This is a genomic window from Arthrobacter sp. 35W (assembly GCF_000482545.1).
Taxonomy (GTDB): domain Bacteria; phylum Actinomycetota; class Actinomycetes; order Actinomycetales; family Micrococcaceae; genus Specibacter.
On sequence record NZ_KI519454.1, the window covers coordinates 2,352,005 to 2,378,145 of the forward strand.

The following is a 26,141-nucleotide window of genomic DNA, read 5'->3' on the forward strand; positions in this document are numbered from 1 at the left end:
GGCGCTCTATGCTGGAGCCAGCAGCTTTCCTTGCACCGGCCTTCAGCGCCGCCGCGGCTGCCTGAGGCAGGAGGCGTCCATGGAGGAAATCCGCGCGGATTTCATGGCGGACCAGACGGGCAGGTCGGTGCTGGTCACCGGCGCCAACAGCGGCCTGGGCTTCCAGGCCGCTGTTGCCTTTGCCGCCAAAGGTGCCGCCGTCACGCTCGCCTGCCGAAACATGGAGCGCGGCGCGCAGGCCCTTGACCGGCTGCAGTCCGCCACCGGCAGCACCACGGCCACCCTCCGCGAGCTGGATTTGGCCAGTCTGGACTCCATCCGGCACTTTGCCGCCGGGTGGGAGGGGCCGCTGGACGTGCTGGTCAACAACGCCGGGTTGATGGCCCCGCCCCGCTCCACCACCCTCGACGGCTTTGAGCAGCAGCTGGGCATCAACCACCTGGGCCACTTCGCCCTCAGCGGCCTGCTGCTGCCGGCCCTGCGCCTGGCTCCCTCGGCGCGCGTGGTGGTGGTTTCCAGCATCGCCCACCGCCGCGGCCGGATCGACTTTGATGATCTGATGAGCCAAAGCCGCTACCGCCGCTGGCGTGCGTACAGCCAGAGCAAGATCGCCAATCTGTACTTCGTCATGGAGTTTGCCCGCCGTCTGGATGCGCGCGGGGAGGACATCGTGGTGGCCGCCGCCCACCCCGGCCTGGCGAACACCAATCTGCCGGCCAGCATGGGCAAGGATCCGGCGGCCCTGCTGACCAGTGCCTTCATGCGGCTCGCTGCCCAGCCGGACACAGTGGCAGTGCGGCCCGTACTCTACGCCGCCACCGCCCCCGATGTGCGCGGCGGGGACTTCTACGGCCCCAAGGGGCTCTACGGGCAGGCCGGCGAGGTGTCCATCGAGGCACCGGCGGCCAGGGTGGCCGACCATCTGGTGGCCCGCCGCCTGTGGGAGGTCAGCGAGGACCTCACAAAGGTGCACTTCCCCGATCTGCCGCCCGCAGGGGACTAGGCGACCTTCAACGAGGTGATCATCCGGGCGATGTTCTGGAACTCGCCCGTGAGCATGTACGCCTGCGCCTCGGCCAGCGTGGTAAACGTGCGCAGGCCCTCGGCGCCGCCCGGGAGGGCGCTGAACTGGCGGACATCGCCAAACCAGTAGACCCCCAGCGGCTGGGCCGTGACCACGTTGTAGAACAGGCAGGCCCTGCCATCGGCGCCCGCGGCATGGTCGACGATGCCGTACGAGGCCGTGTAGACGGTGTCCCCATGCATCAGCCGGTACACAAACCGTGGCGAAATGGAGCCGGGGTCGTCACTGGTTGAGGGGATGTCCATCGGCACGCTGGCCAGCACCGTGTAGTCGCGGGCCCCGGCATCGGCGCACGAGCCGCCCATCACGATGTTGCTCGCCCCAAAGGTGGCCATGACCGTGCCGGCCGCGTTGCGCACCACCACCGAGAGGGCTCCGGCGGGGTCCGAGGTGCCCGGAGGCTCCTCCTGCGCCGTCCAGTCGGCCGGCAGCTCAAAGGCAATCCGCCCGGCGGCATCCCTAAACGTCTTCCATTGCGCTGCCGTCGCCTCGGCGCCGGGCAGCGTGCCGATCCCCGTGCCGGTGGGGATGGTTGTGGGCAGCCCCGTTCCGGTGGCGCTGCTCGACGACGACGGCGGGTCGGCGCCGTCGTCGGGCTCCGGGGCCGGCGTGCATCCAGCCAGGGACAGGGAGGCGGCGAGCGCGAAGGACAGCAGAACCGCCGCCGCTCCCCTGCGGGGCGCTCCCGCCTGCCGGACGTTGGAGCAGCGGACGGCCGGGCGCCGGGACGGCGGCCGCGAAGATCCCTCCTGCAAAGATGCTGCACCCGGACCTTCTACGGGCCGCGGCGCGGTGGCGGGGCTGGATGGGTGGACCATGAGGGGCCTCCTGGCTGGTGGACCTGGCTGTGCGGCCGCAGGCTGGCTGCTCCGGTACGCGCCATCCTAGACCTCCGCTGGCACCCGAACGCTCCGCAGGCGCCGGGCGCGCCGGGCCGGCGTTGCACACCGCGGCCCGTTGGGTAAACGTTGCGTGAACACTTGTTTCATAGAGTCAGAATCTGTGGACACTTCGTTCATGGGGCCCTAGCCTGAACAGGTGAGAACAACTTCCCTCCCCGAGCGCCCCGCCTCGCTGCAGCCCGTCCTGGTCTTGGACTTCGACGGAACCGTCTGTTTGGGGGACGGTCCCGTACTGGCCTATGCCGACGCGGTGGCCCGACTCCTGCCAGCCACGGCCGCGGAACAGCTGCACCACGATCTGGCACTGTTCCTGGCCAACGATGCTTCGGCACCCGCCCACAAGGACGGGTACGCCGCAGTGGCCGCCATGGCCGGACCCCTGTTGTCTGCCGCCGAACTGAACGCCGCCTACGCCCACAGCCGCACGCTGCTGGCCAGCGGAGCGGTGGACGTCAGTGCACCCGAGGGGTTGGCGGATTTTCTCACCGGTTTGGCCGGCGCTGTGCACCGCGTCCTGCTGACCAACGCGCCAGCCACCGGCATTGCGCAGACCCTGGATGTTCTGGGGCTGGGCGGTGCCGTGGATGACATCATTCCGGACGCCAATAAACCGTCCGGCCTGGTGGAGCTGCTCCCGCGGCTGCTGAAGAACCGGCCGCCGCGGGAGCTGCTCAGCGTGGGGGATGTCTGGGCCAATGACATCTTCCTGCCCTGGCGGCACGGCTGTGCCACCGCCTTCATCGATCGTTTCGACCACCGCACCGGCCCGGCCAGCCTGCACGCACCCCGCTTTGAACTGCTCTATCCCGGCATCACTGCCTGGGCCGCTGATCCCGCGGCCTTTGCGCTGAGCCATCCCAGTCCCACCGAATCCTTACAAGAAAAGGCACAACTGTGATGACCAACCGTTCCAAGCTCGCGGCCCTCGGAGCCCTCGCCTTCGCCGGCACCCTGGCGCTGTCCGCCTGCGGCGTCAGCCAGGATGCACCCGCAGCCTCCGCCGGCGGCACCGGCACGGCCCAGGCCGCCGCCTGCGCCGGCACCAGCGACAATTCCGCCGCTGCCCCCACCGAACTGACCCTGGCCCTGGTGCCCTCCGGCGATGCCAAGAAGCTGGTGGAAACGGTCAAGCCGCTCGAAACCGCGCTCTCGGACCGCCTCGGCATCCCCGTCCACGGCGTGATCACCGCCGACTACCAGGCCGCCGTGGAGGCCATCGGCTCCAACCAGGCCCAGATCGGCATGCTCCCCTCGCTGCAGATGAGCCAGGCGTGCGACAAGTACGGTGCCAAGCCGGCCCTGCAGACCCTGCGCAAGGGCAAGAGCTCCTACGCGGCCCAGATGTTCACCAACAACCCCGAGAAGTACTGCTCGGACACCCCCGCGCCGGGCCCCAACGGCATGCTGTACTGCAACGGCACGGGCTCCGGCAACGGCCCCGCCGGTCTGGACGCCGTCGCCAAGGTCAAGGGTTCCACCGTGGCCATGCTCTCCCCCGCCTCCCCGGCCGGCTACATCTTCCCGGTGGCCGCCATGAAGACCGCCGGCGTGGCCGTGGAGGATGTCTCCCCCATCAAGGTCACAGCGAATGACGCCTCCGTGCTGGCCGTCTACAAGGGCGACGCCGAGGTGGGCTTCAGCTACTGGGACGCCCGCGAGGTGGTCAAGAAGGACAACCCCGACGTCGGGTCCAAGGTCGTCGTCTTCGCCCTCACCAACGAGGTGCCCAATGACGGCATGTCCCTCTCCGGCAAGCTCAGCTCCGACTGGCAGGCAAAGGTCAATGCCGCCATGCTGGACTTCTCCTCCACTGACGAGGGCGTCAAGGCACTGACAGCCATCTACCAGATCACCGGCATGAAGCCCGCGGATGTGGCCACCCTGAAGCAGACCCAGGACGCCGCACGCTCCATCGGCCTGGGCTGACCAATCCCCGCCGCAGGCCCAGATCCACGGAACTAACAAGGACGCAAACATGGAACGCACCGGGGCGGACATCCGCTTTGAGAATGCCACAGTCACCTACCCCAACGGCCACGCCGGGTTGAAGGGGATCACCCTGGACATCCCTGCGGGGCAGATGGTGGGTGTGGTGGGGCTTTCCGGCGCCGGGAAGTCCACCCTGGTGCGCACCATCAACGGCCTGGTTCCGCTCAGTGCGGGCAGCATCGCCGTCGGCGGCCACACCCTCACCGGCCGGGGAGGCACACAGCTGCGCGGCAGGGAGCTGCGCGAGCTGCGCTCGAATGTGGGCATGGTGTTCCAGAGCTTCAACCTGGCCAAGCGCACCACTGTGATCAACAACGTGCTCATGGGCCGGCTCTACCACTCCCCCGCCTGGCGCACGCTGCTGGGGGCGTGGAAGAACGACGACGTCGAGCTGGCCATGCGTGCCCTGGAGCGGGTGGAGATTGTGGGCAAGGCCTACGAGCCGGCCGCCAGCCTCTCCGGCGGGCAGCAGCAGCGCGTGGCCATTGCCCGCGCCCTGGCCCAGCGTCCGCAGGTGATCCTGGCCGATGAGCCCGTGGCCTCCCTCGATCCGCCCACCAGCCATGTGGTGATGCGCGACCTCGCCCGCATCAATGCGGAGCTGGGCATCACGGTGGTGGTCAACCTGCACTTCCTGGACCTGGCCCGCACCTACAGCGAGCGGCTGATCGGCATGCGCGCCGGGGAGATCGTCTTCGACGGCACGGGTGCCGAGGCGGACGAGGCCGTGTTTGAAAGCATCTACGGCCGGTCGCTGACCGCCGAGGACGTGCTCGAAGCTAGGGCGGAACTGTGAGCCAGGCCGCTGCACCGTCCGCACCCTACATGGGCCAGCGTCCCAGCAAACCCCGCCGTGGCCGCCCCACGGCGGCCGCGGTCGTCGTCCTGGCCGCCATCACCGTCTGGGCGGGACTGGGGGTTGGCGTGGATCTGGCGGCCATCGGCCGGAACTGGCAGAACGCCGTCGTCAACACCACCCAGTTGCTCCAGCCCGACTACGCCTTCTTCCCGAAAACCATTCCGGCGCTGCTGGAGACCCTGAACATGGCAGTGATTGCCACGTTCATCGGCTCGCTGTTGTCGGTGCCGCTGGCGTTTCTGGCCTCGCGCGCCACCAACCCCAACGCCCCGCTGTTGGGCGCCGTCCGGTTTGGCATGAACCTCATCCGCTCCGTTCCGGACATCCTCTACGCCGCCATCCTGGTGGCGGTGGTCGGTGTGGGGGCGTTGTCCGGCATCATGGCGCTGGTGCTCTTCAATGTGGGCATCATCGTCAAGCTGGTTTCCGAGGCCCTCGACGCCGAGGACCTCGGCGCGCAGGAGGCGGCGCTGGCCGCCGGTGCCACCTGGACGGGCGCCAACCGGTCGGCAATGCTCCCCCAGATTCTGCCCAGCCTGGCCTCCCAGGTGCTGTACACCTTTGAAATCAACATCCGCGCCTCCACCGTCATCGGCCTGGTGGGTGCCGGCGGGCTGGGCATCCTGATCGACAACGTCCGCAGCTTCTTCCGCTACCACGAACTCTCGCTGATCATTCTGGAGATCCTGGTGATGGTCCTCGTGCTGGAGGCCTTGTCTTCGGCCCTGCGCAAAAGGCTGGTGTGATGAGCGTGGAAACAGCAACGTCCAAGCCCGCCCCGGCGGCACCTCCGGGCCCCGGCAGGCTCCACCAGCGCCCTGCCAGGCCGGCCCATTGGGGCCGGAAGGCGCTCTGGCTGCTGGTCAGCCTCATCGTGGTGGCCGCCTTCTGGTCCGTGAAGATCAAATGGTCCGCCCTGGCGGACTTCGGGCCCCAGCTGGTGAAGTATCTCGGGCTGATGTTCGGGCCGCCGGATTGGAGCAAGTTTGGCGAGGCGTTTTCCGCCGTCGTGCTCTCCGTCCAGATGGCCTGGATCGGCACAGTGCTGGGCATCCTCATCTCCTTCCCGCTGAGCTTCCTGGCCGCGCGCGGCCTGGCCCCGCGCGCCGTCAACTGGCCGCTGCGGGTGCTCTTCGCCGTGATCCGCGCCGTGCCAGAGGTGGTGATAGCCATTCTGATCCTCTCCGTGACGGGTCTGACTCCGTTCACCGGCGCGCTGGCCCTGGCCGTGGGGTCCGTGGGCACCCTGGGCAAATGGGGCTACGAGTCCTTCGAGGGTGTGGATCCCGGGCCCAAGGAGGCGGTCCGCTCCACCGGCGGCGGAACCCTGGCCCTGATCCGCTGGGGCATCTGGCCCAGTGCGGCCCCCGAAGTGCTCTCCTTCTGGCTCTACCGCTTCGAGATCAATGTCCGCGCCTCAGCCATTCTGGGCCTGATCGGTGCGGGCGGCATCGGCAAGATGCTCACGGACAATGTCCAGTTCCGCAATTGGGACGCCGTGGGCATGCTGCTGCTGGTGGTTATTGTGGTGACCATGATCATCGACCAACTCTCCGGCGCCGTGCGGAACCGGCTGGTCAACGGCAGCTGGCGCCCTCCTCGGTCCCGGGGAAGAAACAGGCCAAGGCGATGATTCCGGTGGACGCGCTGCGCATCCTGCACCTGAGCGATACACACCTGTTGGGCGGCGGCGGCCGGCACAGCGGCGTGGTGGACACCGTGTCCGCCTATGCCGGGGCCCTGGCCCGGTTCGACGCCATTGGGCCGCTGGACCTGGTAGTGGTCTCCGGGGACGTGTCCGACGACGGCAGCGAGTCCTCCTACCGCACGGTGCGGGGCCTCACGGAGGCCTTTGCGGGCCGGCACGGCGCCGTGGCCGTCTATGCGATGGGCAACCACGATGAACCCGAAGGATTCCGGGCGGTGCTGGGCTGCGGCCACCCGGAGAGGGCACAGCCGTACGCATCCGGCGGATCCCCCGGGGCCATCGCCGGCATCTCCGTGGTCAGGGGATGGCGGGTGGTGACGCTGGACAGTTCCGTGCCCGGCCGCACCCACGGGCACCTCGACGCCGCCCAGCTGGACTGGCTGCGCGCCATGTTGGCAGTGGATGCCCCGCACGGCACCGTCGTCGTTGTCCACCATCCCCCGGTGCCGCCGGCCACACCCCTGCACCAAGGCATTGGGCTGTTGAACCCCGGGGCACTGGCCGCCGCGCTGGCCGGCACGGATGCCGCCGTGGTCCTCAGCGGCCACTACCACCACCATCTGGTGGACTCGTTCGACGCCGGCGGCCGGCAGGTCCCCGTGGTGGTGGCCGCGGGCATCGTCAACCACAACGATCTGCTGGCGCCGCCCGGCCATGAGCGGGCCGCCGACGGCGGCGGTGCCGTGCTGCTGGAGCTCCACCCTCTGGCTCCGGCCGTCCGCGGCGGAGCCAGGCTGCGCATCCTCCCCGTGCCCCCGCCGCCCGGTCCAGCCCATTTCGACCTTTCCCCGGACGCCGTGGCGGACATCGCCGCCCGGATTGCCGCCACACCCGCCGAGCGCGCCGCCGCCGTCCACAGCCCCTAAAGAAGGAGCCTCCCCATGACCCAGCACGCCCCCGGTGAAGTTGTCGCCCGGATCCGATCCCTGCAGCCATCCCTGCTGCCCGCCGAACAGGCCGTGGCGGCGGTGTTCCTCGAGCACACGGACCGGATGGTGGAGCTCTCCTCCGCCCAGGTGGCCGAGCTCGCCGGCGCATCCCGGGCCACTGTGGTGCGCACCTGCCAAAGCCTTGGCTTCACCGGTTACCAGCAGCTGCGCGTGCTGCTGGCCCGCGACGCCGGCTATGCCCCCGCCGCCCGCCCGCCGGCCGCCGTCGGGCCCGCCGGGACCGTGGCCGACACCTTTGCCCAGGTGGCCTCCGCCGTTTCGTCCATGACAGCGCTGCTGGACCCGGCCGCCGTCGCCGACGCCGTGCGCGCCATCGCTGCGGCCCGGCGGATGCTGGTGGTGGGGAACGGACTGTCCGCGCCGCTGGCCCAGGATGCGGCGGCGCGGCTGGGCGGCATCGGCCGGCCCGCCGAGGCACCCATGGATGCCATCGGCCAGCAGATTGCCGCGGCGCTGCTGGAACCCGGGGATGTGCTGCTGATCATCTCCGGCAGCGGCGCCAACTCATCCACGGTCCGCGTGGCCCAGGCCGCCGTGGACGCCGGAGCCACCCTGCTGGTGGTCACGGCGTTCGCCCGCTCCCCGCTGGCGGCCATGGCCACGTCGGTGCTGGTGGTGGGCATGGGTGATCTCAGCTTCCGGGCCGAGGTCACGGTGGCCACCAGGATCCCGCAGACCATCCTGGTGGAGGGGCTGGTGGCGGCCGTTGCGGAGGAGCTGGGCCCGCGGGCCGCCGCGGCAAAGGCCCTCGCACTGGAGGTCATCGGCCGAAATCTTGACGAATAGCAGGCCGTGTTGGAGGTAGGATGTCCTCATGACTGCCCCCGTGTACCGCCTTGCCCGCGTCCGTCCGTCGGATTCCGCCACTGCCGAGGGAGTGGATGAGCAGTTCTTCGTCCGCAATGCGGCTTCAGACTTCGACTCCGCCGAAGGCCGCCAGTGGGAGGTCGTCCCCACGCCGTTCCCGGCCGGCTGGGCCAACCAGTCCAGCCCCGCCCGTGGCGCCTGGACCATCGGCAACACCGTCTCCGAGGACCAGTTCACCTTCCTCGCGCCGTGCACCCCGGCCAACATCTTCGGCATGGCACACAACACCGGCGCTCCGGGCCGCGCCCTGCCCCCGCAGGCCTTCCACAAGGCTGCCACCTCCGTGGTGGGACCGGGCGAGGCCATCGTCCTGAGCCCCACCGTGGGCTACGTGGACCCGGAGGCCGAGCTGACCGTCGTCATCGGCACAGCCTGCCGCGACCTGACCCTGGAGAACGCCCGCGAGGCGATCCTGGGCTTCACCATCGGCAACGACGTCTCCGCGCGCGATCTGCAGAAGTCCGACGAGCTGTGGATCAGCGCCAAGAGCCAGGACACCTTCACCCCGCTCGGCCCGTGGATCGTCGTCGGACTCGACGACGCCGACAAGGCGATCTCGATCGTGCACAACGGCACCGAGTTGGCCGCCGCCAGCAGCAAGGACCTGGGCTGGGGCGTGGAGGAAATCCTTGTCTACCTGACCTCCTTCATGACCCTGCACCCGGGCGACGTGGTGCTGACCGGCTTCCCGGCCGAATGCCGCCAGATCACCCCCGGCGACACGGTGGTGTGCCGCGTCGAGGGGATTGGCGAGCTGTCCAACCCCGTCGTCGCCCTCTAACCGTCCCCCAGAGCCCGGCCACTTTGCACAGCCGGTTCCCAGCCCCTGCAGGGCGGGGGCACCGGCGCGTGGCAGAATCTAGGGAGTATGGCAACCACGGCTGAACAGAACGAAACGGCCCCGGCATCCGGGGCCGTTTCCTTGGGGACCCCTGCGCCGGCCCTTGGCCGCACGGGCGCAGCCGCGGGGGATCCGGGCCGCTTTGCCACCCTCCGGCACCAGATCAAGTCGTTTCTGCTGGTGGCCGTCATCTGCACGGGAACGTCGGTGGCCATCTTTGCCGCCCTCCGCCCGGCCACGGGCGTGCAGTGGGCCAACGGCATTTCGCTGGTGCTCTGCTCGGTGCTCAACACCGAGCTGAACCGGCGCATGAGCTTTGGCATCACCTCCCCCAAGCGCTGGGTCAAGGACCACCGCCGCGGCCTGTGGGTGATGCTGCTGGCGCTCGGTCTGAGCAGCGGCAGCCTCTGGCTGCTCCACGACCTGGCCCCGGATTCCAGCATGCTGACCGAGCTGGTGGTGATCACCGCGGCCAATGTAGTGGCAGCTGTTACGCGATTCCTGCTGCTGCGGTATTGGATCTTCCGCCGGGTGCGCCGCGCCCGCGCACTGTAGCCAGCGCCCTCTCCAGCTTCTCCACTGCGGTGTCCAACTCGGCCGCCGTGATGGACGCTCCAAAGCTGAACCGCAGCGCCGTCTGGGCCACCTCGGGCTCCACCCCGCAGGCCAGCAGCACCGGCGAGGGCTCGTCGCTGCCCGCGGCGCAGGCCGATCCCGAGGAGCACAGCACCGAGGCGCGCTCCAGCTCCAGGAGGACGGATTCCCCGCTGGTGCCGGGGAAGACAAAGGACGCCACCGAGGGCAGCCGCTCGCTGCGGTGCCCTGTCAGCTGCGCTCCGGGAACCAGCTCCAGGACCTTGGCAATGAACCCTTCCCGCAGTGCCGAGACCCGGGCCGCCGCCTCGGGCCGCTCCCCCTCGGACAGCGTCAGGGCCGCGGCCAGCGCCGCGGCGAAGGCGACGTTCTCGGTGCCTGAGCGGACGCCATGCTCCTGCCCCCCGCCGTGCACCAACGGCTCGGCCGTAAAGCGGCTGCGCAGATAGAGCGCGCCGACACCCTTGGGAGCGCCCAGCTTGTGGCCGGAGATGCTCAGCGCGTCCACGCCCAGGGCCGCAACATCCAGCTCCAGCCAGCCGGCGGCCTGGACGGCATCGGTGTGGAACGGCACTCCGGCGGCGCGGGCGGCGGCGGCCAGGGCGGCGATGGGCTGCACCGTGCCGATCTCATTGTTCGCATACATCACCGAGGCCACAGCAACCTCCGGCCCCAGCAGGGCGGCAAAGACGTCCGGGTCCACCCGTCCGTCGGCATCCACCGGGACCAGCTCGATGACAAAACCGTGGACGCGGCCCAGATACTCGGCCGATTCCGCCACGGCGGGGTGTTCGACGGCGCTGATGAGCACCGTGGTGCGCCGGGGGTCCTCTGCCCGGCGGGCCAGGGCCAGCCCCTTTACCGCCAGATTGTCAGCCTCGGTGCCGCCGGCGGTGAAGACGATCTCCCCGGGCAGGCAGCCGAGTACGCCAGCGACCCGCTCCCGCGCGCCGGCCAGCGCCTGCGCGGCTTCCTCCCCCAGCCCGTAGTGGCTGGAGGGGTTGCCAAACTGGTTGGTCAGCAGCGGCCACATCGCCTCGATGGCCTCGCGGCGGACCGGCGTGGTGGCTGCGGCGTCAAGAAAGATCACTGTGCTCAGGCCTCGATGGCGATGTCCAGGCCCAGGTCCAGGGCGCGGACGCTGTGCGTGAGGGCACCAACGGAAATGATGTCCACACCGGTGGCGGCGATGCCGGCGATGGTGGAGAGGTTCACATTGCCGCTGGCCTCCACGAGGGCGCGGCCTGCGACCTGGGCGACGCCGGCGCGCAGCTCCTCCAGGGTGAAGTTGTCCAGCATGATGGTGTCCACGCCGGCGTCGAGCACGGGCTCGATCTGCGCGGCACTGTCCACCTCCACCTCGAAGTGCACGGTGTGGCCCAGCTGGGCACGCACCCCGGCCAGGGCGGCGGTGAGCTTGGCCGGATCGCCGCCGGTCAGCACGGCCAGGTGGTTGTCCTTGGCCAGGACCGCGTCCGAGAGCGAGAAGCGGTGGTTGTGTCCGCCGCCGCAGCGCACGGCGTAGCGTTCCAGCACCCGCAGGCCGGGGGTGGTCTTGCGCGTGTCCGTCACACGGGCCTTGGTGCCGGCCAGCTGCGCGGCGTACAGAGCCGTCGTCGTGGCGATGGCGCTCATCCGCTGGACCAGGTTCAACCCCACCCGCTCGCCGGTGAGGACGGCGCGGGCCAGCCCCGAGACCCGGGCCAGCCGCTGGCCGGCGGCGAAGGGCGCGCCGTCGGCCACCAGCAGCTCCACCTGGGCGGCGGGATCCTGGGTGGTCATCGCCGCGGCAAACACCGCGCCGCCGGAGAAGATGCCGCTCTCGCGCGCCACCAGCCAGGCCTCGGCCGTGGCGGTGGCAGGCAGCAGCGTGGCCGAGGTGATGTCACCGTACGGGGCGTCCTCGGCGAAGGCGGTGGCCAGGATGCGGGCGACGGCGTCGGTCGGCAGCGAGGGAAGCACCGGGAGCAGCGCCGGGGCCAGGGTGGTGGGTTCGACGGCGTTCATGCGCTCTCGCTTTCGGAGGAAGTGGCGGAGGCCGCACCCACCAGGGCGCGGTCCAGGGATTCGGTGGCGGCGGCCACGAAGTACTGCGAGCGCCTGCCGGTGCCCCGCGGCGCGTCCGGGAAGTCGCTGCGGACGTGGGCGCCCGCGGAGTTGCGGCGTTCGGTGGCTGCGTGGACCAGCAGGGCCGCGGCGAGCCGGAGGTTTTCCAGACCGGGTTCGGCATGCTCCGGGGCATCCGGCCCGGCACCGAGTGCGGGTGCGGGTGCGGGCGCCCAGGCGGCCAGCTGGGCGGCGGCTTCCGCGAGCTGCTCCGCAGTGCGGACCACCCCGGCGTTGGCGCCCATCAGGCGCTGCAGGGCCGGGCGGTCCAGCGGGGTGCCGGACGGCCGGGGCGGGGCGTCGTTTGGAACGGGCAGCTGGACGGGTGCGGCGGCAAAGGCCACCGGCCAGCCCACTCCGGCACCGCCGTCGTCGGACTGGTCGGCCGTAGCGGCTGCCCGTCCGGATTCGCCCAGGAAGGCTGCCACGGCGCGGCGGCCGAACACCAGCCCCTCCAGCAGGGAGTTGGAGGCGAGCCGGTTGGCGCCGTGCACACCCGTGCAGGCGACCTCGCCGGCGGCGTAGAGGCCAGGGACGGAGGTGCGGCCGTGCACATCTGTGGCCACCCCGCCCATCCAATAGTGGGCTGCGGGCACCACCGGCAGCCAGTCGCGGCGCCAGTCGAAGCCCAGTGCGCGGGTCTGCGCGTCGATGGTGGGGAAGCGGCGGGCCAGGTAGCCCTCGCCGTGCTCGGCCACCACGCCGGTGGCGTCAAGGAACACCGTGGCGCCGGGCCCCGCACCTGTCGCGGCCAGGTGGGCGGCGATGGAGCGGGAGACGACGTCGCGGGGGGCCAGCTCGCCCTGCGGGGAGAAGTCCAGCATGAACCTGTGCCCAGCTGCGTCGCGCAGCACGGCACCGGCACCGCGGACGGCCTCGGAGATCAGGAAATTCCCGCCCACGGCCAGCGCCGTGGGGTGGAACTGGAAGTACTCAAGGTCGGCGACGACGGCGCCCGCGCGCCAGGCGATCGCCACGCCGTCGGCGGTGGCCACGGCGGGGTTGGTGGTGAAGTCGAAGAGCTGGCCCGCTCCCCCGCTGGCGAGCAGCACGGCGTCGGCAGCGATGGTGCCCGAGCGGACGGTGCCGTCAGCGGAGGTGGAGGCGATGGCCACCCCGGTGGTGCGCGAGGGCGTGGTCGTCAGATCCGTCACCCGGGTGTGCTCGTGCACGGTGATCCGGCCGGCGTCGGCCAGGGCGCGCACGGCCTTGATCAGCGCATCGGCAATGCCGGCACCGGTGGCGTCGCCGCCCGCGTGCAGGATCCGGGCCGCCGAGTGTGCGGCCTCCAGACCCAGCGCGCGCTCCCCGGTGGCGGGATCGGCGTCGAACACCACGCCAAAGCGTTCCAGCGCGGCGATGTCACCGACAGCCTCGGAGCACAGGATCCGCACGGCCTCCGGGTCGCACTGGCCGGCACCGGCGGCCAGGGTGTCGGCAATGTGCGCCTCCACGCTGTCCCCGGGGGCTGCCTCGCCCGGCGCCAGCACGGCGCAGATGCCGCCCTGGGCCAGATGCGTATTGGACTGCGCCAGCGCCCCCTTGGAGAGGAGCACGACGTCGGCGCCGGCCTCGGCGGCCAGCAGCACGGAGTAGAGCCCGGCAATGCCGCTGCCCACCACCACCAGCCGCGGAGCATCGGTGCCGTCCACGGCGCCACAGTCCGGGTTCAGGGGCCGGCTGGTCACGGCCGGGCCGCCAGCATCCGCTCGAGGGCCACCCGCGCGGCCACGGCCGTGTCCTCGGACACCGTGATCTGGTTGCGGACCTCGCCGGCCACCAGGCCCTCCAGCACCCAGGCAAGGTAGCCGGGGTGGATGCGGTACATGGTGGAGCAGGGGCAGATCACCGGGTCCAGGCAGAAGATGGTGTGCTGCGGGTACTGGGCAGCCAGCCGGTTGACCATGTTGATCTCCGTGCCGATGGCAAAGGTGCTGCCGGCAGGCGCGGCCTGGATGGCCTTGAGGATGTAGTCGGTGGAACCGTACTCATCGGCGGCATCCACCACGGGTGCCGGGCACTCGGGGTGCACAATCACGCGCACGTCGGGGAAGTCGGCCCGGGCCTGCTCGATCTGGCGCACATTAAAGCGTTTGTGCACGGAGCAGAAGCCATGCCACAGGATCACCTTGGCGTCCGCCAGCGTCTGCTCATCGGTGCCGCCCCAGGGCTTGCGGGGGCTCCACATGGGCATCTGCTCCACGGGGATGCCCATGGCCTTGGCGGTGTTGCGGCCCAAGTGCTGGTCGGGGAAGAACAGCACGCGCTGGCCGCGCTCGAAGGCCCATTCCAGCACCGTGGCGGCGTTGGAGGAGGTGCAGACGATGCCGCCGTTCTTGCCGCAGAACGCCTTCAGCGCCGCGGAGGAGTTCATGTAGGTCACCGGGATGACGGGGACGCGGCCGGATTCGTCCGTCTCGCTGCCGTACAGCTCGGTCAGCTGCTCCCAGCAGGCCTGCACCGAAGCCTCGTCCGCCATGTCGGCCATGGAGCAGCCGGCGGCGAGGTTGGGCAGGATCACGGCCTGCTCGGGGCCGGAGAGCATGTCGGCCGTCTCCGCCATGAAGTGCACGCCGCAGAAGACGATCGCCTCCGCCTCGGGGCGGGTCTTGGCGGCATTGGCCAGCTGGAAGGAATCGCCCACGAAGTCCGCGTACTCCAGCACCTCGTCGCGCTGGTAGAAGTGGCCCAGGACGACCACCTTCTCCCCCAGGGTTGCCTTGGCGGCAAGGATCCGGCCGGCGAGCTCCTCATCGCTGGCGTCCTTGTACTCCTGCGGCAGCTGGCCCTGGCGCGGGGTGGCGGGAGGGGCGACGTCGGCCACGGAGGCGCCGGGGCCGTAGCCGGGGGTGCCGGCGAGCGCCTCGGCGAGGTCGAACTCCCACGGCCCCTTGGCCAGTTCAGTGCTGCAGCTGCTCTGCGCACGCCCGGGGGCACCCGGTTCAAGGATGGAGGAGTTGCGGCTCTCGGCTTCATCGCGGGTGATGAGCTGGATGGCCGTGTTGACACTTGTCATGGTGTGCTCCGTTGTATCTGGCGGTGGGACTGGGGAGAAGGAGGGGAGAAGGAAGGGGATCAGTTCAGCTGAGCTGGTGGAAGCCGGGCGGACCGCCCGCCTCCACTCCTGTGTAGCGGTACAGGCGCGGCGGGCGGTGCTTGCCGCCCTGGAGGTATTCATCCGTCGCCTCGATCTGCGGGGCGGTCATGAGCTGGCGGCGGAAGTTGGCCGGATCCACGCTGCGGTTCAGCACCGCCTCGTAGACCTCTCGGACGGCTGCGAGGGTGAACTTCTCGCCCAGGAAGTGGTACGCGATGGAGCCGTAGGTCATCTTGTTGCGCAGCCGCCACAGGGCGTACTCCACAATCTCGTTGTGGTCGAAGGCCAGCGGGCCCGTGGCATCGGCGCGGACCCACTTCACATTGGCCGACTCCTGGGCCATGGCCGCCTCGGTGGGCTGGACGAGCGCCCAGTACACGATCGACACCACGCGCTCGCTCGGCGAACGGTGCAGGCCGCCAAAGGCGTAGAGCTGCTCCAGATAGGCCGGGGCCAGCCCGGTGGTTTCACGCAGGTTCCGCGCCGCGGCATCCTGCAGGGACTCGGCCTGCGTCATGGGGCCGCCGGGCAGCGCCCACATCCCCTCGAAGGGTTCGCGGATGCGCTTGACCAGCGGCAGCCACAGGGTGGGGCGCCCCGAGACGGCCGAGGGGCGCAGGGCGAAGATCACCGTGGAAATGGCGAGCGCCGGGGGCGCCGCCATGCGTTCGCTGACATTTGCGTAGGTGGGGAACACCTGCCCTCACCCCCTTCCTGGATCCTGCGTGCCCCGCGTGCGGGCCACCGTCGTTAGTTAGAGTCAAATTGACTGAAACTAATCGTACGCCCGCACCCACTCCAAACAAAATGTGGCCTTCCTCTCACCCGAGCGACCGTTCGGTCCGGAAAGCCCGCCGGGACGAGGGATAATCATCTACTGACACCCTGCGGCGGAGCTGGATCGGCCGCAGCCACCATGGACGAGAGCACCTGGATATGCCTGCCTTACCCACCTCCGCTTCGAAGCACCCGCCCTTCCCCGCCGCCGGCGGCCCGGCCAGCGGACTGGGGCACAGCCTCAAGACGCGGCAATTGACCATGATGGGCCTGGGCAGCGCCATTGGCGCCGGGCTGTTCCTCGGCTCCGGGCAGGGCATTGCCGCCGCCGGACCGGCCGTCCTCATCTCCTACCTCGTGGCCGGGACGCTGGTCATCCTGGTGATGTGGGCGCTGGGGGAAATGGCCGCGGCCAACCCCAACTCCGGCGCCTTCTCCGTCTACGCCCAAAAGGCCATGGGTCCGACGGCGGGCGCCACCGTGGGCTGGCTGTGGTGGCTGCAGATGATTGTGGTCATCGCCGCCGAGGCCCTGGGCGCGGCGGGCCTGCTGTTCAGCATCTGGCCCGTGGTCCCTGTCTGGGTGCTGACACTGGTGTTCATGAGCGTCTTCACGGCCATCAACCTGGCCTCGGTGAAGAACTACGGCGAGTTTGAGTTCTGGTTCGCCATCCTGAAGGTTGGCGCCATCGTGCTGTTCCTGGCCTTCGGTGCGGCCCTGCTGCTGGGCTGGATTCCGGGCGCCGCCTCGCCGGGTCTGGGCAATCTGGTGGACCACGGCGGCTTTGCCCCCAACGGGCTCACCGGCATCGCCACGGCGCTCTTCGTTGTCGCCTTCGCCTTCGGCGGCACGGAGATCGTCTCCATCGCCGCCGCCGAAACCGCCGATCCCGCCCGGAGCGTTGCCGTGGCGATCCGCACGGTGGTCTGGCGCATCCTGGTCTTCTACATCGGTTCCATCTTCATCATCGCCACGGTGCTGCCCTGGACCTCCGATGCGCTGGCCTCCCCCTTTGCCGGCGTGCTGAACGCCGCCGGCATTGAATGGGCCGGCACCGCCATCACGCTGGTGGCCGTCGCGGCGCTGCTCTCGGCCCTGAACGCCAACCTCTACGGGGCCTCGAGGATGATCTACTCCCTCGGCGAGCGCGGCGAGGCTCCGGCCGTGGTCACGAAGGTCAATGCCCGGCACGTGCCGGTGGTTGCCGTGGCAGTCTCGGTGGCCTTCGGCTTTGCCGCCGTCGTACTGGAGCTGTTCTTCCCCGAGAAGGTCCTCCCGGCACTGCTGAACCTGGTGGGCTCCACCTGTCTGGTGGTGTGGGGCATGGCCCTGCTCTCCCAGTTGATCCTGCGCCGCCGGGCCGACGCCGAGGGCACGGTGCTGCCGCTGCGCATGAAGGGCTTCCCGGCACTGACCATTCTGGGCCTGGTGCTGCTGGGCATGGTCTTCGTCGTCGGCTTCATCGGCGAGGACAGCCGCGTGCAGCTCTACGGCACCTTCGCCCTGATCGCCGGCATCGCCATCGCCACCAATGTGGGGCTGCGCATCCGCACCGCCCGGGCACTCGCGGCCGCCAGCGGGGACGACGGCGATAGTGGCGCCTCGGACCGCCGCTAGCGGAGATTGCGCAGCACTTGGGAAGCCACTAGCGTCATCGTAGAGAGCCCGGCAGCGGGCACTGGAGGAGGAGCGGCACCATGGAAGCCACAGGCAGACACTCGGCACCACTGCATATGCACACCGTGGAGGGCACCGACCCGCATCTGTCGGTCGCCTCGTTCGCCCCGGCCGAGGACGCCCCAGCGGGGGCGCCGGCCCGGCCCGTGCTGCTGGTCCATGGCTTCGCCTCCTCCACCGCCCTGAACTGGGAGGCCTCGGGCTGGGTCACGGCCCTGCGCGCAGCCGGCCGCCGGGTCATCGCCGTCGACCTTCCCGGCCACGGCGGCAGCGCCGCCCCCGAGGACGTGGACTCCTACACGCCCAGCCGGATCCGCGCGGACCTGCTGCAGATTGTCGTGGACCTTGGCGCCCGCCCGCTGGTGGCAGGCGACGCCGGCAGCGGCCTTGATGTGATCGGCTATTCCCTCGGTTCCCGGCTGGCCTGGGAGTTCGGCGCCACCCAGGGCGAGCTGGTGCACCGGATGGTGCTCGGCGGCCTCAGCGCGGCCGATCCCCTGGCGGCCTTCGACCTGGTGGCCGCCCAGCGATATCTGGCCGACGGCACGCCCATCGAAGACGCCTCCACGGCCGCACTGTTGAAGATGGCCCAACTCACGCCGTCGAACAACATCTTTGCCCTGCTCACCCTGGTCCAGGCCATCAAGACCGAGCCCTTCGACCCGGCCGAGGCCGTGCCGCGGATGCCCATCCTGCTGGTGGCCGGCGATGCCGATGAGCGCGCCGCCGGGTTCGAGGCCCTGGCGGCCCTGAGTGGATCCGCCAGCACCCACCTGGTGCCGGGGCGCAACCACGCCAACACCGTCACCTCGCGCGATTTCAAGACCGCCGCCATCGACTTCCTCGCCGGTCCCTGACCCATCCTCTCGCTGGCCGTCCCTCGATGACCGTCGCCAAGGGAACTACCACGAGGCAGCCCGGACCGGGGCCCGCCGGCACCGTGGGGACGTGCCGCCCGGGCATGCCCCAATTCGGCTTTGGCAGCGTCGCTGAAAGGGTCGTCGGCATGCGAGGGTCCCGATGCCAGACCCATTCGGCATTCCTGTGGGCAGGAATGCAGGTTTGCGGCCCGTGGTGGCCAACTAGGAAAACTATTCGCCCGATGTCATTTTCAGAAGCTGGCTGCACTGGATGTCGCAAGTCCTCTGGACCGCCATTTTGTGCGGACCAAGCGTGGTTCGGCACCGAGGGTGTCCAGCTGGCACGGACCCGGGACGGCCGCCAGTCACGGCCATCCCGCAGCGGATTGCGCCCCAGCCCGGCAGCCAGCAGGCGTTTGAGGTTTCTGGCATGGTGTGGTGCGTGCCTTAACTTTCGCGGGACAGGGCTGCCTGGCTGGCGAGTGATGTGAGAAGTTCCTGCAGTGCCTTCACACCGGCCGCACGGTCCGTAAGGTGCAGCCGCAGGACGGGCCGGCCGTGGTCGGACAGGACCTGGGCATCCCCGGCGGCCTGCGCGGCGATGAGCTCACCGAAGGTGAATGGCCGGTCCGGGATCGGCAGATCCGTCACCGCCGCGGCGGTCACCTGCAGGAAGACCCCGATGGCCGGTCCGCCCTTGTGGAACTGGCCGGTGGAGTGCAGGAAGCGCGGGCCCCAGCCGAACGTGACGGGACGGCCGGCGATGACGGCCAGTGAATCCCGCACTCCTTCAAACGGGGCGTATGCGAGGCGGTCGAAGTAGGCCTGGATGCTCAGATAGCCGTCGGGCCCGAGTTCGGCGAGCAGGGCGCTGACCGCCTCCGCAGCGGTGCCTGCGCTGCCGAGCCAGGCCCCGCCGCGGACCTCGATGGGGCCGTCGGTGAAGTTCGTCGGCACCGGTTCCTGCTGCACGTCCAACAGGCCGCGGGCAGCCATCTTGGCGGCCTCTACATCGGGCTGGTCAAAGGGATTGATGCCCAGCAGACGGCCGGCAACGGCCGTGGCGAATTCCCACACCATCATCTGCACACCCAGACCGCCGCCGATCGCGACCTCGTTCTGTCCGAGTTCGATGTCGGCGTCCGCCGCGACGAGCCGGATGACCAGCACGTCCTGGGCACCCGAGGCAACCTCGAGGGAGCTAGGCTCGGCAACGACCGGGAGCACGCCGGTACCCAGTTTGCCGGTGGATTCCGCGATGAGCTGCTCGGCCCAGTCGGCAAAGCCAACGATGCCCGATCCTTCGTCGACGATCACGATCTTGTTCCGCAGCGGGTTGGTGCCGCCCAGAACGGCGCCCAGGGCAAGCCCGATGTTCTCTCCGGAGTCATCGTTGAGGATCTTGGCCGCCTCCTCGGCTTCGTCCAGCAGGGCCTGGATGTCCACCCCGGCCAGCCCACACGGGACCAGCCCGAACGCCGTCAGAGCCGAAAAGCGCCCGCCCACATTCGGGTCGGCATTAAAGACGGTCCGGTATCCGGCGTCGCGGGACGCCTTGTCTAGTGGCGACCCCGGATCGGTGACGACGATGATTCGGCTCTTCGCATCGATGCCGGCCTGCGTGAACGCGTGCTCGAAGATCCGCCGCTGCGAATCGGTTTCCAGCGTGGAGCCGGACTTGGACGACACGACGATGGCCGTCTCGGCCAGCCGATCCGCCAGAACCGCGGCGACCTGGTCCGGATCAGTACTGTCCAGCACCGCCATTTCCACCCCGGCGGTCCCGGCGATGACCTCCGGGGCCAGGGACGACCCGCCCATGCCGCAAAGCACGATCCGGGTAACACCCTCGTCGCGCAGCGCATCGCGCAGGGCAAGGATTTCAGCCACGAGCGGCCTGGACACCGCGCCCGCCTCCACCCAGCCGAGCCGGACGGCAGCTTCAGCCTCCGCTTCCAGTCCCCACAACGTGGCGTCCCTGGCGAATATCCGGGTCGCGACCTTGTCCTCAAGCAGGGCAGGCAGGTGCTGTTCGCGGGTCCGGCGGGCGGCGCCCGTGGCCTCGTAGCTAAGAGTCGTCATGTGGTTCAGGCGTCCTTCCGTGCGGTGGCATCGTCGTGGATATCTCCTCAATGGTCGTGAGGCGGCGGCCCGAACCTGGGAGGTGCAGGCCGCCGCGCGGTTGCCATCGTGCTGGACGATGGCGGCCAAGGCCAGATCGTCCGCTTGAACGTCTCCTTGACTCTGAAGCGATTCAGATTGGGAGTGAGGTGTCCCCACAGACTTCCGGTTGAACGCCTGCGGGTCAATCCGTGCTGGCTCCCGTGGAGAAATCCGTGATGACCACTGATGCATAGCGCCTGTGACCCAACCCACACTGAGAGGGAAGTGTTGTAGATCCTGAATTTGAAACTGCCGGAAGCTTTTGTGAATGTCGCAACCCTGGATATTCGTGGACTTCATTCAGTCCTGAGTTGTATTGCGTCTGGCATTGCCGCAGTTGGCGGCAACTTTTACAGCACTACTGGCGGGCTAGTTGCCCATCAAGCGATCAATGGGTATATACGGGCCCCGTCTATATCCATCCATTGAAAGGAAAGAATCATGACTGCACAAGTTGCTCACGACAGCCTCCTCCTCCAGGACGCCCTTTCCCACTTTCCTGCGGGTGTGGTGGCCCTCTCGGCGACGGTCAATGGTGAGCGGCAGGTTATGGTCGCCTCCTCATTCTCTGTCGGAGTCTCATATGAGCCGTCGCTGGTTTTGTTCTCCGTCCAGAAGTCTTCCTCCACCTGGCCCATGATCAAGGAAGCTCCCCTGATTGGCGTGTCGGTCATGGGTGAGGACCACAATCCCGTCTGCCGCCAGCTCGCGTCGCGTGACAAGGCAAAGCGTTTCAACGGCGTGGAGACTGTTTCCGGCGAGCGAGATGACCTCTACATCTCCGGGTCTCCCCTGTGGCTTACTTGCTCGATTTTCCAGGAAGTCGATGCCGGCGACCACATTCTCATTCTGCTGCAGATTGAAGATTTCGAGGCACACAGTTCGCACATGCCCCTGGTCCTCCACCGTTCGTCCATGAGCCGTTTGGACTACCTTTAGCGTCGACGAGCAAGAACGATGAGAGGTACTACGACCATGCACAACTCTCGCTTCCTCAAGTCCTCCATGGATGATCATGGGTTAAAGTTGGACGAAACCACAGTCACCCTCATGGCAGGTTTTTCGAAAAGCGCGGCCCATCCTTCGAACGTCCGGCCGCTGTCGTCAAAGCCTCGAATGTGATGACCGCCCAAGCCATAGCGTCTGGCCAGGTCCGACGCGCAAAGCCTGCCGGCCAGCCGGCGACGGGAGCCGGTCACTCGAATACGAGCGTGAGGCAACTGGACATTCTGCTCACGTGGAGGGGCCGGGTCGGGCTCTTCAAGAAGTCCGGGCGTAGTTCATCTGGAAGCATGCCGTGGCAGCTTCTTTCAGTGGCCCAGGAGGGCAGCTATTCCGCCTTGGATGATGGACTGCTGCAATGCATACAACTGCTCCATCAAGGGACCGGCCTGACCGTTCGTGACATCCTCACGATTCAACCCGGCCCCACCGTCGAGTTGCCCTATGGTTCGCAATCCACTGTGCACTCCGTCTATGTGGTCGAAACCAACCACCGGCGGTTGGCGCTTGGACCCGGGTACTCGATGCATAGGTGGGCCAAGGGACCGAAGATCGGACGATTCGACGGTGGCGTTGACTGGCTCGTTCCGATATTGGAGGCCGTCGCTTCAAGTCCGTCGACGCCGCTACAGACAGTACAAGCCGTTGAGACACCTGAGAGAGGGATTCCGATGACCATGCGTGGCGTTTTGATAGATAATCTGAAACCCAATTCACAGACATCGAAAGCAGCCGTTTCGGTGGCTGCAAGAGTGTTTGGTGAGCCGCCGGAGACGGTCCGAGCCCTGGCCAACGTCAGCGGGCAATTGTGAAAACCACGGTGCGCGTGGAAGTCCCCACGATAACTGCCAGTAACCTTTCGGTCAGATCGCGCCCAATGTTCGCATTGGTTGTTCTCTCAGTCAGCACCCTGTTTTCAATGAGTGTCTGGTTTTCAGCAACATTCATTGTCTCGCAGCTAAATAGTGAGTGGGGACTCAGCTCAGGCCAAACCTCAATGCTCACAATCGCAGTGCAGTTGGGATTCGTCCTTGGTGCTGTTGCCTCAGCTGCCAGCGGACTGTCAGATAGAGTGCCAAACAGGACACTCATCTGCTGCGGCGCTATCGGTGCATCCGCGGCCAATGTGGCCCTTCTCCTTGCCTCGGGATTCGAACTGGCTCTACCGCTTCGATTCCTCACCGGCGTCTTCTTGGCCGCAGTGTATCCAGCGGCGATGAAAGAAGTATCGACCTGGTTCATGCGAGGCAGGGGACAAGCCCTCGGGGTCATGATCGGTGCTCTCACCTTGGGATCTGCTCTGCCCCACGCGGTGGGCATTTTCGGGCAAATGCAATGGGAACAGGTCATCGTCATAACAAGCGTGATGACCGCCGTCGGGGGTCTGCTGATTCTCCTGGTCAAGGGCAAAGGGGCATACTCGTTTGCACGCCGACCTTTCCGCTTCTCTGTCGCATTCAACTCATTACGCAACCGCGACGTCGTTCTGGCGAATCTGGGATATATGGGCCACATGTGGGAGCTCTACGCGATGTGGGCCTTCGTGGGTGCGTTCATCGCCAGCCTGCCGTCGATCTCATCAGAAGCCCTTTCCTCAGGCTTGGCATTTGTTTGCATCGGAGTCGGAGCCCTCGGGTGCCTGGTCGGTGGCGTGTTGGGCGACAGGCTTGGCAGAGCAAAATCTGCCTTAATCTGTTTGGTTTTCTCAGGGGGAACCGTTCTCTTTCTGGGGCTGTTCTACAACATGCTCGCTACTCCAGTCGTGATTGTCCTTTGTGCAGTCTGGGGGTTCTGGGTCATTGCCGACTCTGCCCAATTCTCAGCGCTGGTGACTGAACGCGCGGATCCAATCTACGTCGGGGGCGCATTGTCCCTGCAACTCGCCTTCGGATACCTGACAACCATGGCAACGCTTTGGCTTGTGCCGACCCTGGTGGCCCACGTTTCGTGGAACGCGGCACTGATCTCCTTGGTCATTGGTCCCGTCGTGGGAATTGTTGCGATGCGACTGGCCATTTCGCGAGACCGGAAAAACCAGCAATGAGAGATTTGCACAGCGGGAATCAGAATTTTGGGAAGGAAGCTGTTCATCATGCATAGTCAAGCCCCCGAGTATTTGGAAGTTGTTGTTACCAAGCCTGGCCGACTCTACGAGTTGCTCGACGATGCAGAGGCAGTGCTCCGCCAGGCGGCGATGTGCCAGCAGTCTTCCGGCATCCTGGTCACCCGGCATAGTCATGCCCGGTACACGCTCGCGCTCAGCGACACGGTTCCCTTCGGGGAGACCTGGGAGCAGAAACTCTCGTGGCCGTCGGCCGGCGCCCGCACTGCCGCACTGTCACCGGTCTCACAATAGAAGGCCAAAATGTCTGTAACGTACGTTGATGCGGATTTGAAGTCCAGGCGCAATCCGCTGCGGGACGGCCGCGACCGCCGGCTGTCCCGGGTGGCGGACCCCTCGTCGTTGGTGCTTTTCGGCGTCACCGGCGACCTCGCCCGCAAGAAATTGATGCCAGCTGTCTACGACCTGGCCAACCGCGGCCTGCTGCCGATCGCCCTGCAGGTGCGGGGACGATACGTGGCCTCCTACGCCATCCAGGGTGCCAAGCTATCGAACCCGACCAAACACTGGGAACGAAAACTTGCCGAATATCAGGACCAGTTTGCACAGCGGTAGGAACAACTCCCTGCAGCATTCGACGGCCTCTAAGGGTTCCTGCCGTGACACCGTGGCTCGGTGGTAGTTGTGTACAAACTCATGAGCTCCGGTGTCACCGAAGAGACGAGATCCCGTGTCTACGAAGTGACGAGGTTGCACACCCACTACGTGAACCACCAGTACCAAATAGGGCTATCCGCCATTCATCGATGCCGAGCATCCTTGGCCGTAAGAGATCAATATTGGGCAGTTTCGTTGCCGCCATGGTCAACGCCTTTTGCACCAGCCACCAGGAGACGCCGTGGGCGGTGGCGGTTTCTGTCGCAGCACGGACCGAGTCAATGACAGCTCGCACGAGAGCGCTGCGGAGCCGGCTCGTGGTCCGTGCTCTGGCAGGGACTTCGATCGTGGCTTCAGAGAAGGTTTTACGCGGGCAAAATGTCTCGTCGCAGAACAGCCGCCGCTTGGCCCAGACGACTTCCACCGGCCCAGCCACGGGGATGTAGCGGACGCGCTGCTGCCGGCCAGAATGGCGACGGGTGCCAATGACACCGCACCCCGGGCAGCCGGATTCAACAACGCTCTCAATATGGATTCTGCGCTGGCCAAAACTCAATGTCTGGGTTGCCATGACACGGTAATCGTCCAGATTGAAGATCGTGGTGGCAGCATCAGGGGGCACCAAAGTAGGCTCGTTCAAGGCTCGTAGTCCTGTCAAAAGATGAATGCGTCAGAACATCCATCACAACAGGGCTACGAGCCACCTCTGTTCAAGGACCCGAAACCAGATTTCAGCACGAACCACGGAGAGCCCGCATTCCTTGTGGTCGGGGCGCAGCTGGTGCGCTCCGGGGCCCCCGGTGGCGAATGCTTCGAAGTCCCGATCGGCGAAGCCCTTGTCGGCAATGATGACCTGCCCGGCCGCGAGGAGGTGGCGCTCACCAGCCAACAGGGCAAATCGGTGGCCTCGGGTCCACCGATCTTCGGGTCTAGGCCCAGCTGACCCGCATGCCGTCCGGGCTGCAGACCAGGTGCGGTCCCCCGGAAGAATCGGGAACGCGATGCACAGTATCCGTAGCTGGCCCTACGCGATGTGGCCGGTGGCCGCCTACAGGGCGGCGGCCAGGTTGTTAGGTATTCCCCTGGGAGGAGGCCAACAGATATTCCTGTCTCTGTCGCCAACGCCTCATGGGTCTGAGATCCCCGGTTCGCTCCCTTGCGACAGTGATGACGTCAAAGCGGTGGACGGCCCAGCTACCACGGATCTCATCGGCGCAACCAGCGCCTTAAGCGGGGCGTGATGCCCAATGGCTCAGAGGAAGGGGCGCCCGGCACCTGACGGGTTCGAAAGGGAATTACTGGTCCCTTCTTCTTCACGGAGATAGCCACCCAGGCCTTCTCCCACAGCCCAGCTGCGAACACGGGCAACGTCCTCCTGGATCTTGTCCACGAGCTCAGGCGTACCAGCGAACTTCCGTTGTGGACGGATAAGGGTCCGCAGTGTCACCACAACGGTCTGCCCGTATAGGTCGCCGCTGTAGTCCAAAAGGTTCGCTTCCAGCAAGCTCTGCCCCCTGGAATAGTAGGTCGGCCGGTCGCCGACCGATACGGCAGCAACATAGATCGAGCGGCGAAATTGAGAGCCCAGATGAACCGTGCCGGCCCAGACGCCATCGTTCACACCACCTTGCGGTATGGCGATATTGGCCGTGGGAAAGCCCAGCAGCCGCCCACGCTGGTCTCCATGTTCAACCACGCCAGTGATCTGGAAATAGCCGCCGTTTTGATGCCGTGGGGACCGTGGAGGACGCGAGGTAGCATTCCATTTCGTTGATTCCTTTTTCACTTGAAACTCCTAGACTAATGACTAAGTGTTAGATCGACGACATAAAGGTGGCTGGCGATGCTGTGCATAAACAACTCCTGCCACACCCCTTGGAGTGCAGGTTCCTTGGAACATCACACCCAATAGTGCGGTGCCTGCTCCCCTGGCGAGACTGAAGAGC

At 67.4% G+C, this 26,141-nt stretch carries 26 protein-coding genes and 1 pseudogene; 17 read left to right on the forward strand and 10 right to left on the reverse strand.

What is annotated here, in order from left to right; translation table 11 throughout:
- The first annotated feature begins 79 nt into the window (after window positions 1-79).
- Window positions 80-1,003 (forward strand): oxidoreductase, encoded by a 924-nt coding sequence (locus K254_RS0110455; protein WP_026555320.1) that lies wholly within the window; start codon window positions 80-82, stop codon window positions 1,001-1,003.
- On the opposite strand, the gene K254_RS0110460 is transcribed toward K254_RS0110455, so the two are convergent.
- A complete protein-coding gene (locus K254_RS0110460; RefSeq protein WP_155848498.1) occupies window positions 1,000-1,902 on the reverse strand; it encodes a hypothetical protein in 903 nt (300 codons plus the stop codon). The genes K254_RS0110455 and K254_RS0110460 overlap by 4 nt on opposite strands.
- 220 nt (window positions 1,903-2,122) lie before the next feature.
- Here K254_RS0110460 and K254_RS22765 point away from each other — a divergent pair, with 220 nt between their 5' ends.
- The 9 genes from K254_RS22765 (at window position 2,123) to K254_RS22780 (ending at window position 9,755) form a co-directional block, all read left to right on the forward strand.
- A complete protein-coding gene (locus K254_RS22765) occupies window positions 2,123-2,884 on the forward strand; it encodes an HAD family hydrolase (RefSeq protein ID WP_051389047.1) in 762 nt (253 codons plus the stop codon).
- The gene (gene phnD, locus K254_RS0110470) at window positions 2,884-3,912 is read left to right on the forward strand and encodes a phosphate/phosphite/phosphonate ABC transporter substrate-binding protein (protein ID WP_035749193.1); all 1,029 of its coding nucleotides are present in this window, start codon (window positions 2,884-2,886) and stop codon (window positions 3,910-3,912) included. The genes K254_RS22765 and phnD overlap by 1 nt, the downstream gene beginning before the upstream one ends.
- Before the next feature lie 49 nt (window positions 3,913-3,961).
- Window positions 3,962-4,771, forward strand: coding sequence for a phosphonate ABC transporter ATP-binding protein (gene phnC, locus K254_RS0110475; RefSeq protein WP_026555323.1), 810 nt, complete (start codon window positions 3,962-3,964; stop codon window positions 4,769-4,771).
- A complete protein-coding gene (phnE, locus tag K254_RS0110480; RefSeq protein ID WP_231391810.1) occupies window positions 4,768-5,580 on the forward strand; it encodes a phosphonate ABC transporter, permease protein PhnE in 813 nt (270 codons plus the stop codon). The genes phnC and phnE (K254_RS0110480) overlap by 4 nt, the downstream gene beginning before the upstream one ends.
- Window positions 5,580-6,467, forward strand: a complete 888-nt coding sequence (gene phnE, locus K254_RS22770) for a phosphonate ABC transporter, permease protein PhnE (RefSeq protein WP_081710007.1) — start codon at window positions 5,580-5,582, stop codon at window positions 6,465-6,467. The genes phnE (K254_RS0110480) and phnE (K254_RS22770) overlap by 1 nt, the downstream gene beginning before the upstream one ends.
- A complete protein-coding gene (locus K254_RS22775; protein ID WP_051389048.1) occupies window positions 6,464-7,408 on the forward strand; it encodes a metallophosphoesterase in 945 nt (314 codons plus the stop codon). The genes phnE (K254_RS22770) and K254_RS22775 overlap by 4 nt, the downstream gene beginning before the upstream one ends.
- A gap of 15 nt (window positions 7,409-7,423) precedes the next feature.
- A complete protein-coding gene (locus tag K254_RS0110495) occupies window positions 7,424-8,278 on the forward strand; it encodes a MurR/RpiR family transcriptional regulator (protein WP_026555325.1) in 855 nt (284 codons plus the stop codon).
- A gap of 28 nt (window positions 8,279-8,306) precedes the next feature.
- Entirely contained in the window at window positions 8,307-9,140 is an 834-nt protein-coding gene (locus tag K254_RS0110500) for a fumarylacetoacetate hydrolase family protein (protein ID WP_026555326.1), read from the forward strand.
- Between the two features lie 87 nt (window positions 9,141-9,227).
- On the forward strand, window positions 9,228-9,755 hold the full coding sequence (locus K254_RS22780; protein ID WP_051389049.1) for a GtrA family protein: 528 nt from the start codon (window positions 9,228-9,230) through the stop codon (window positions 9,753-9,755).
- Here K254_RS22780 and K254_RS0110510 read toward each other — a convergent pair.
- The 5 genes from K254_RS0110510 to K254_RS22790 all read right to left on the reverse strand — a co-directional run bounded on the left by K254_RS0110510 (window position 9,691) and on the right by K254_RS22790 (window position 15,661).
- Entirely contained in the window at window positions 9,691-10,884 is a 1,194-nt protein-coding gene (locus tag K254_RS0110510) for a cysteine desulfurase family protein (RefSeq protein ID WP_026555327.1), read from the reverse strand. The two genes, K254_RS22780 and K254_RS0110510, sit on opposite strands and share 65 nt — an antisense overlap.
- Before the next feature lie 5 nt (window positions 10,885-10,889).
- Window positions 10,890-11,801, reverse strand: a complete 912-nt coding sequence (gene nadC, locus K254_RS0110515) for a carboxylating nicotinate-nucleotide diphosphorylase (protein WP_051389050.1) — start codon at window positions 11,799-11,801, stop codon at window positions 10,890-10,892.
- A complete protein-coding gene (locus K254_RS22785) occupies window positions 11,798-13,588 on the reverse strand; it encodes an L-aspartate oxidase (protein ID WP_231391811.1) in 1,791 nt (596 codons plus the stop codon). Before K254_RS22785 ends, nadC begins: the two co-directional genes overlap by 4 nt.
- On the reverse strand, window positions 13,585-14,916 hold the full coding sequence (nadA, locus tag K254_RS0110525; protein ID WP_026555329.1) for a quinolinate synthase NadA: 1,332 nt from the start codon (window positions 14,914-14,916) through the stop codon (window positions 13,585-13,587). The genes K254_RS22785 and nadA overlap by 4 nt, the downstream gene beginning before the upstream one ends.
- A 64-nt stretch (window positions 14,917-14,980) precedes the next feature.
- A complete protein-coding gene (locus K254_RS22790) occupies window positions 14,981-15,661 on the reverse strand; it encodes an NrtR DNA-binding winged helix domain-containing protein (RefSeq protein WP_051389181.1) in 681 nt (226 codons plus the stop codon).
- 272 nt (window positions 15,662-15,933) lie between these two features.
- On the opposite strand from K254_RS22790, the gene K254_RS22795 reads away from it, so the two are divergent.
- Complete coding sequence (locus K254_RS22795) at window positions 15,934-17,391, forward strand: amino acid permease (protein ID WP_051389051.1); 1,458 nt, start codon at window positions 15,934-15,936, stop codon at window positions 17,389-17,391.
- 80 nt (window positions 17,392-17,471) lie between these two features.
- Window positions 17,472-18,308, forward strand: a complete 837-nt coding sequence (locus K254_RS0110540; protein WP_035749197.1) for an alpha/beta fold hydrolase — start codon at window positions 17,472-17,474, stop codon at window positions 18,306-18,308.
- A gap of 450 nt (window positions 18,309-18,758) precedes the next feature.
- Here K254_RS0110540 and K254_RS0110545 read toward each other — a convergent pair whose 3' ends face one another.
- Window positions 18,759-20,393, reverse strand: coding sequence for a glucose-6-phosphate isomerase (locus K254_RS0110545; protein WP_026555331.1), 1,635 nt, complete (start codon window positions 20,391-20,393; stop codon window positions 18,759-18,761).
- A gap of 522 nt (window positions 20,394-20,915) precedes the next feature.
- On the opposite strand from K254_RS0110545, the gene K254_RS0110550 reads away from it, so the two are divergent.
- The 5 genes and pseudogenes from K254_RS0110550 to K254_RS26315 form a co-directional block, all read left to right on the forward strand.
- Entirely contained in the window at window positions 20,916-21,413 is a 498-nt protein-coding gene (locus tag K254_RS0110550) for a flavin reductase family protein (protein ID WP_026555332.1), read from the forward strand.
- Between the two features lie 353 nt (window positions 21,414-21,766).
- Complete coding sequence (locus K254_RS25675; protein WP_155848499.1) at window positions 21,767-22,288, forward strand: hypothetical protein; 522 nt, start codon at window positions 21,767-21,769, stop codon at window positions 22,286-22,288.
- 65 nt (window positions 22,289-22,353) lie between these two features.
- Window positions 22,354-23,520, forward strand: coding sequence for an MFS transporter (locus tag K254_RS22800; RefSeq protein ID WP_035749198.1), 1,167 nt, complete (start codon window positions 22,354-22,356; stop codon window positions 23,518-23,520).
- Window positions 23,521-23,568: 48 nt separating this feature from the next.
- Window positions 23,569-23,832 (forward strand): hypothetical protein, encoded by a 264-nt coding sequence (locus K254_RS22805; RefSeq protein WP_035749200.1) that lies wholly within the window; start codon window positions 23,569-23,571, stop codon window positions 23,830-23,832.
- A 9-nt stretch (window positions 23,833-23,841) separates the two neighbouring features.
- Window positions 23,842-24,048: pseudogene (locus tag K254_RS26315) on the forward strand (glucose-6-phosphate dehydrogenase); the annotation flags it as partial.
- 199 nt (window positions 24,049-24,247) lie between these two features.
- Here the strand turns inward: K254_RS26315 and K254_RS25325 are convergent.
- From K254_RS25325 to K254_RS22810, 3 genes are all read right to left on the reverse strand, one after another.
- On the reverse strand, window positions 24,248-24,835 hold the full coding sequence (locus K254_RS25325) for a transposase family protein (protein WP_155848500.1): 588 nt from the start codon (window positions 24,833-24,835) through the stop codon (window positions 24,248-24,250).
- Window positions 24,836-24,877: 42 nt separating this feature from the next.
- Window positions 24,878-25,084 (reverse strand): hypothetical protein, encoded by a 207-nt coding sequence (locus tag K254_RS26455; RefSeq protein ID WP_026555335.1) that lies wholly within the window; start codon window positions 25,082-25,084, stop codon window positions 24,878-24,880.
- Between the two features lie 363 nt (window positions 25,085-25,447).
- On the reverse strand, window positions 25,448-25,981 hold the full coding sequence (locus K254_RS22810; protein WP_081710009.1) for a riboflavin kinase: 534 nt from the start codon (window positions 25,979-25,981) through the stop codon (window positions 25,448-25,450).
- Between the last annotated feature and the right edge of the window lie 160 nt (window positions 25,982-26,141).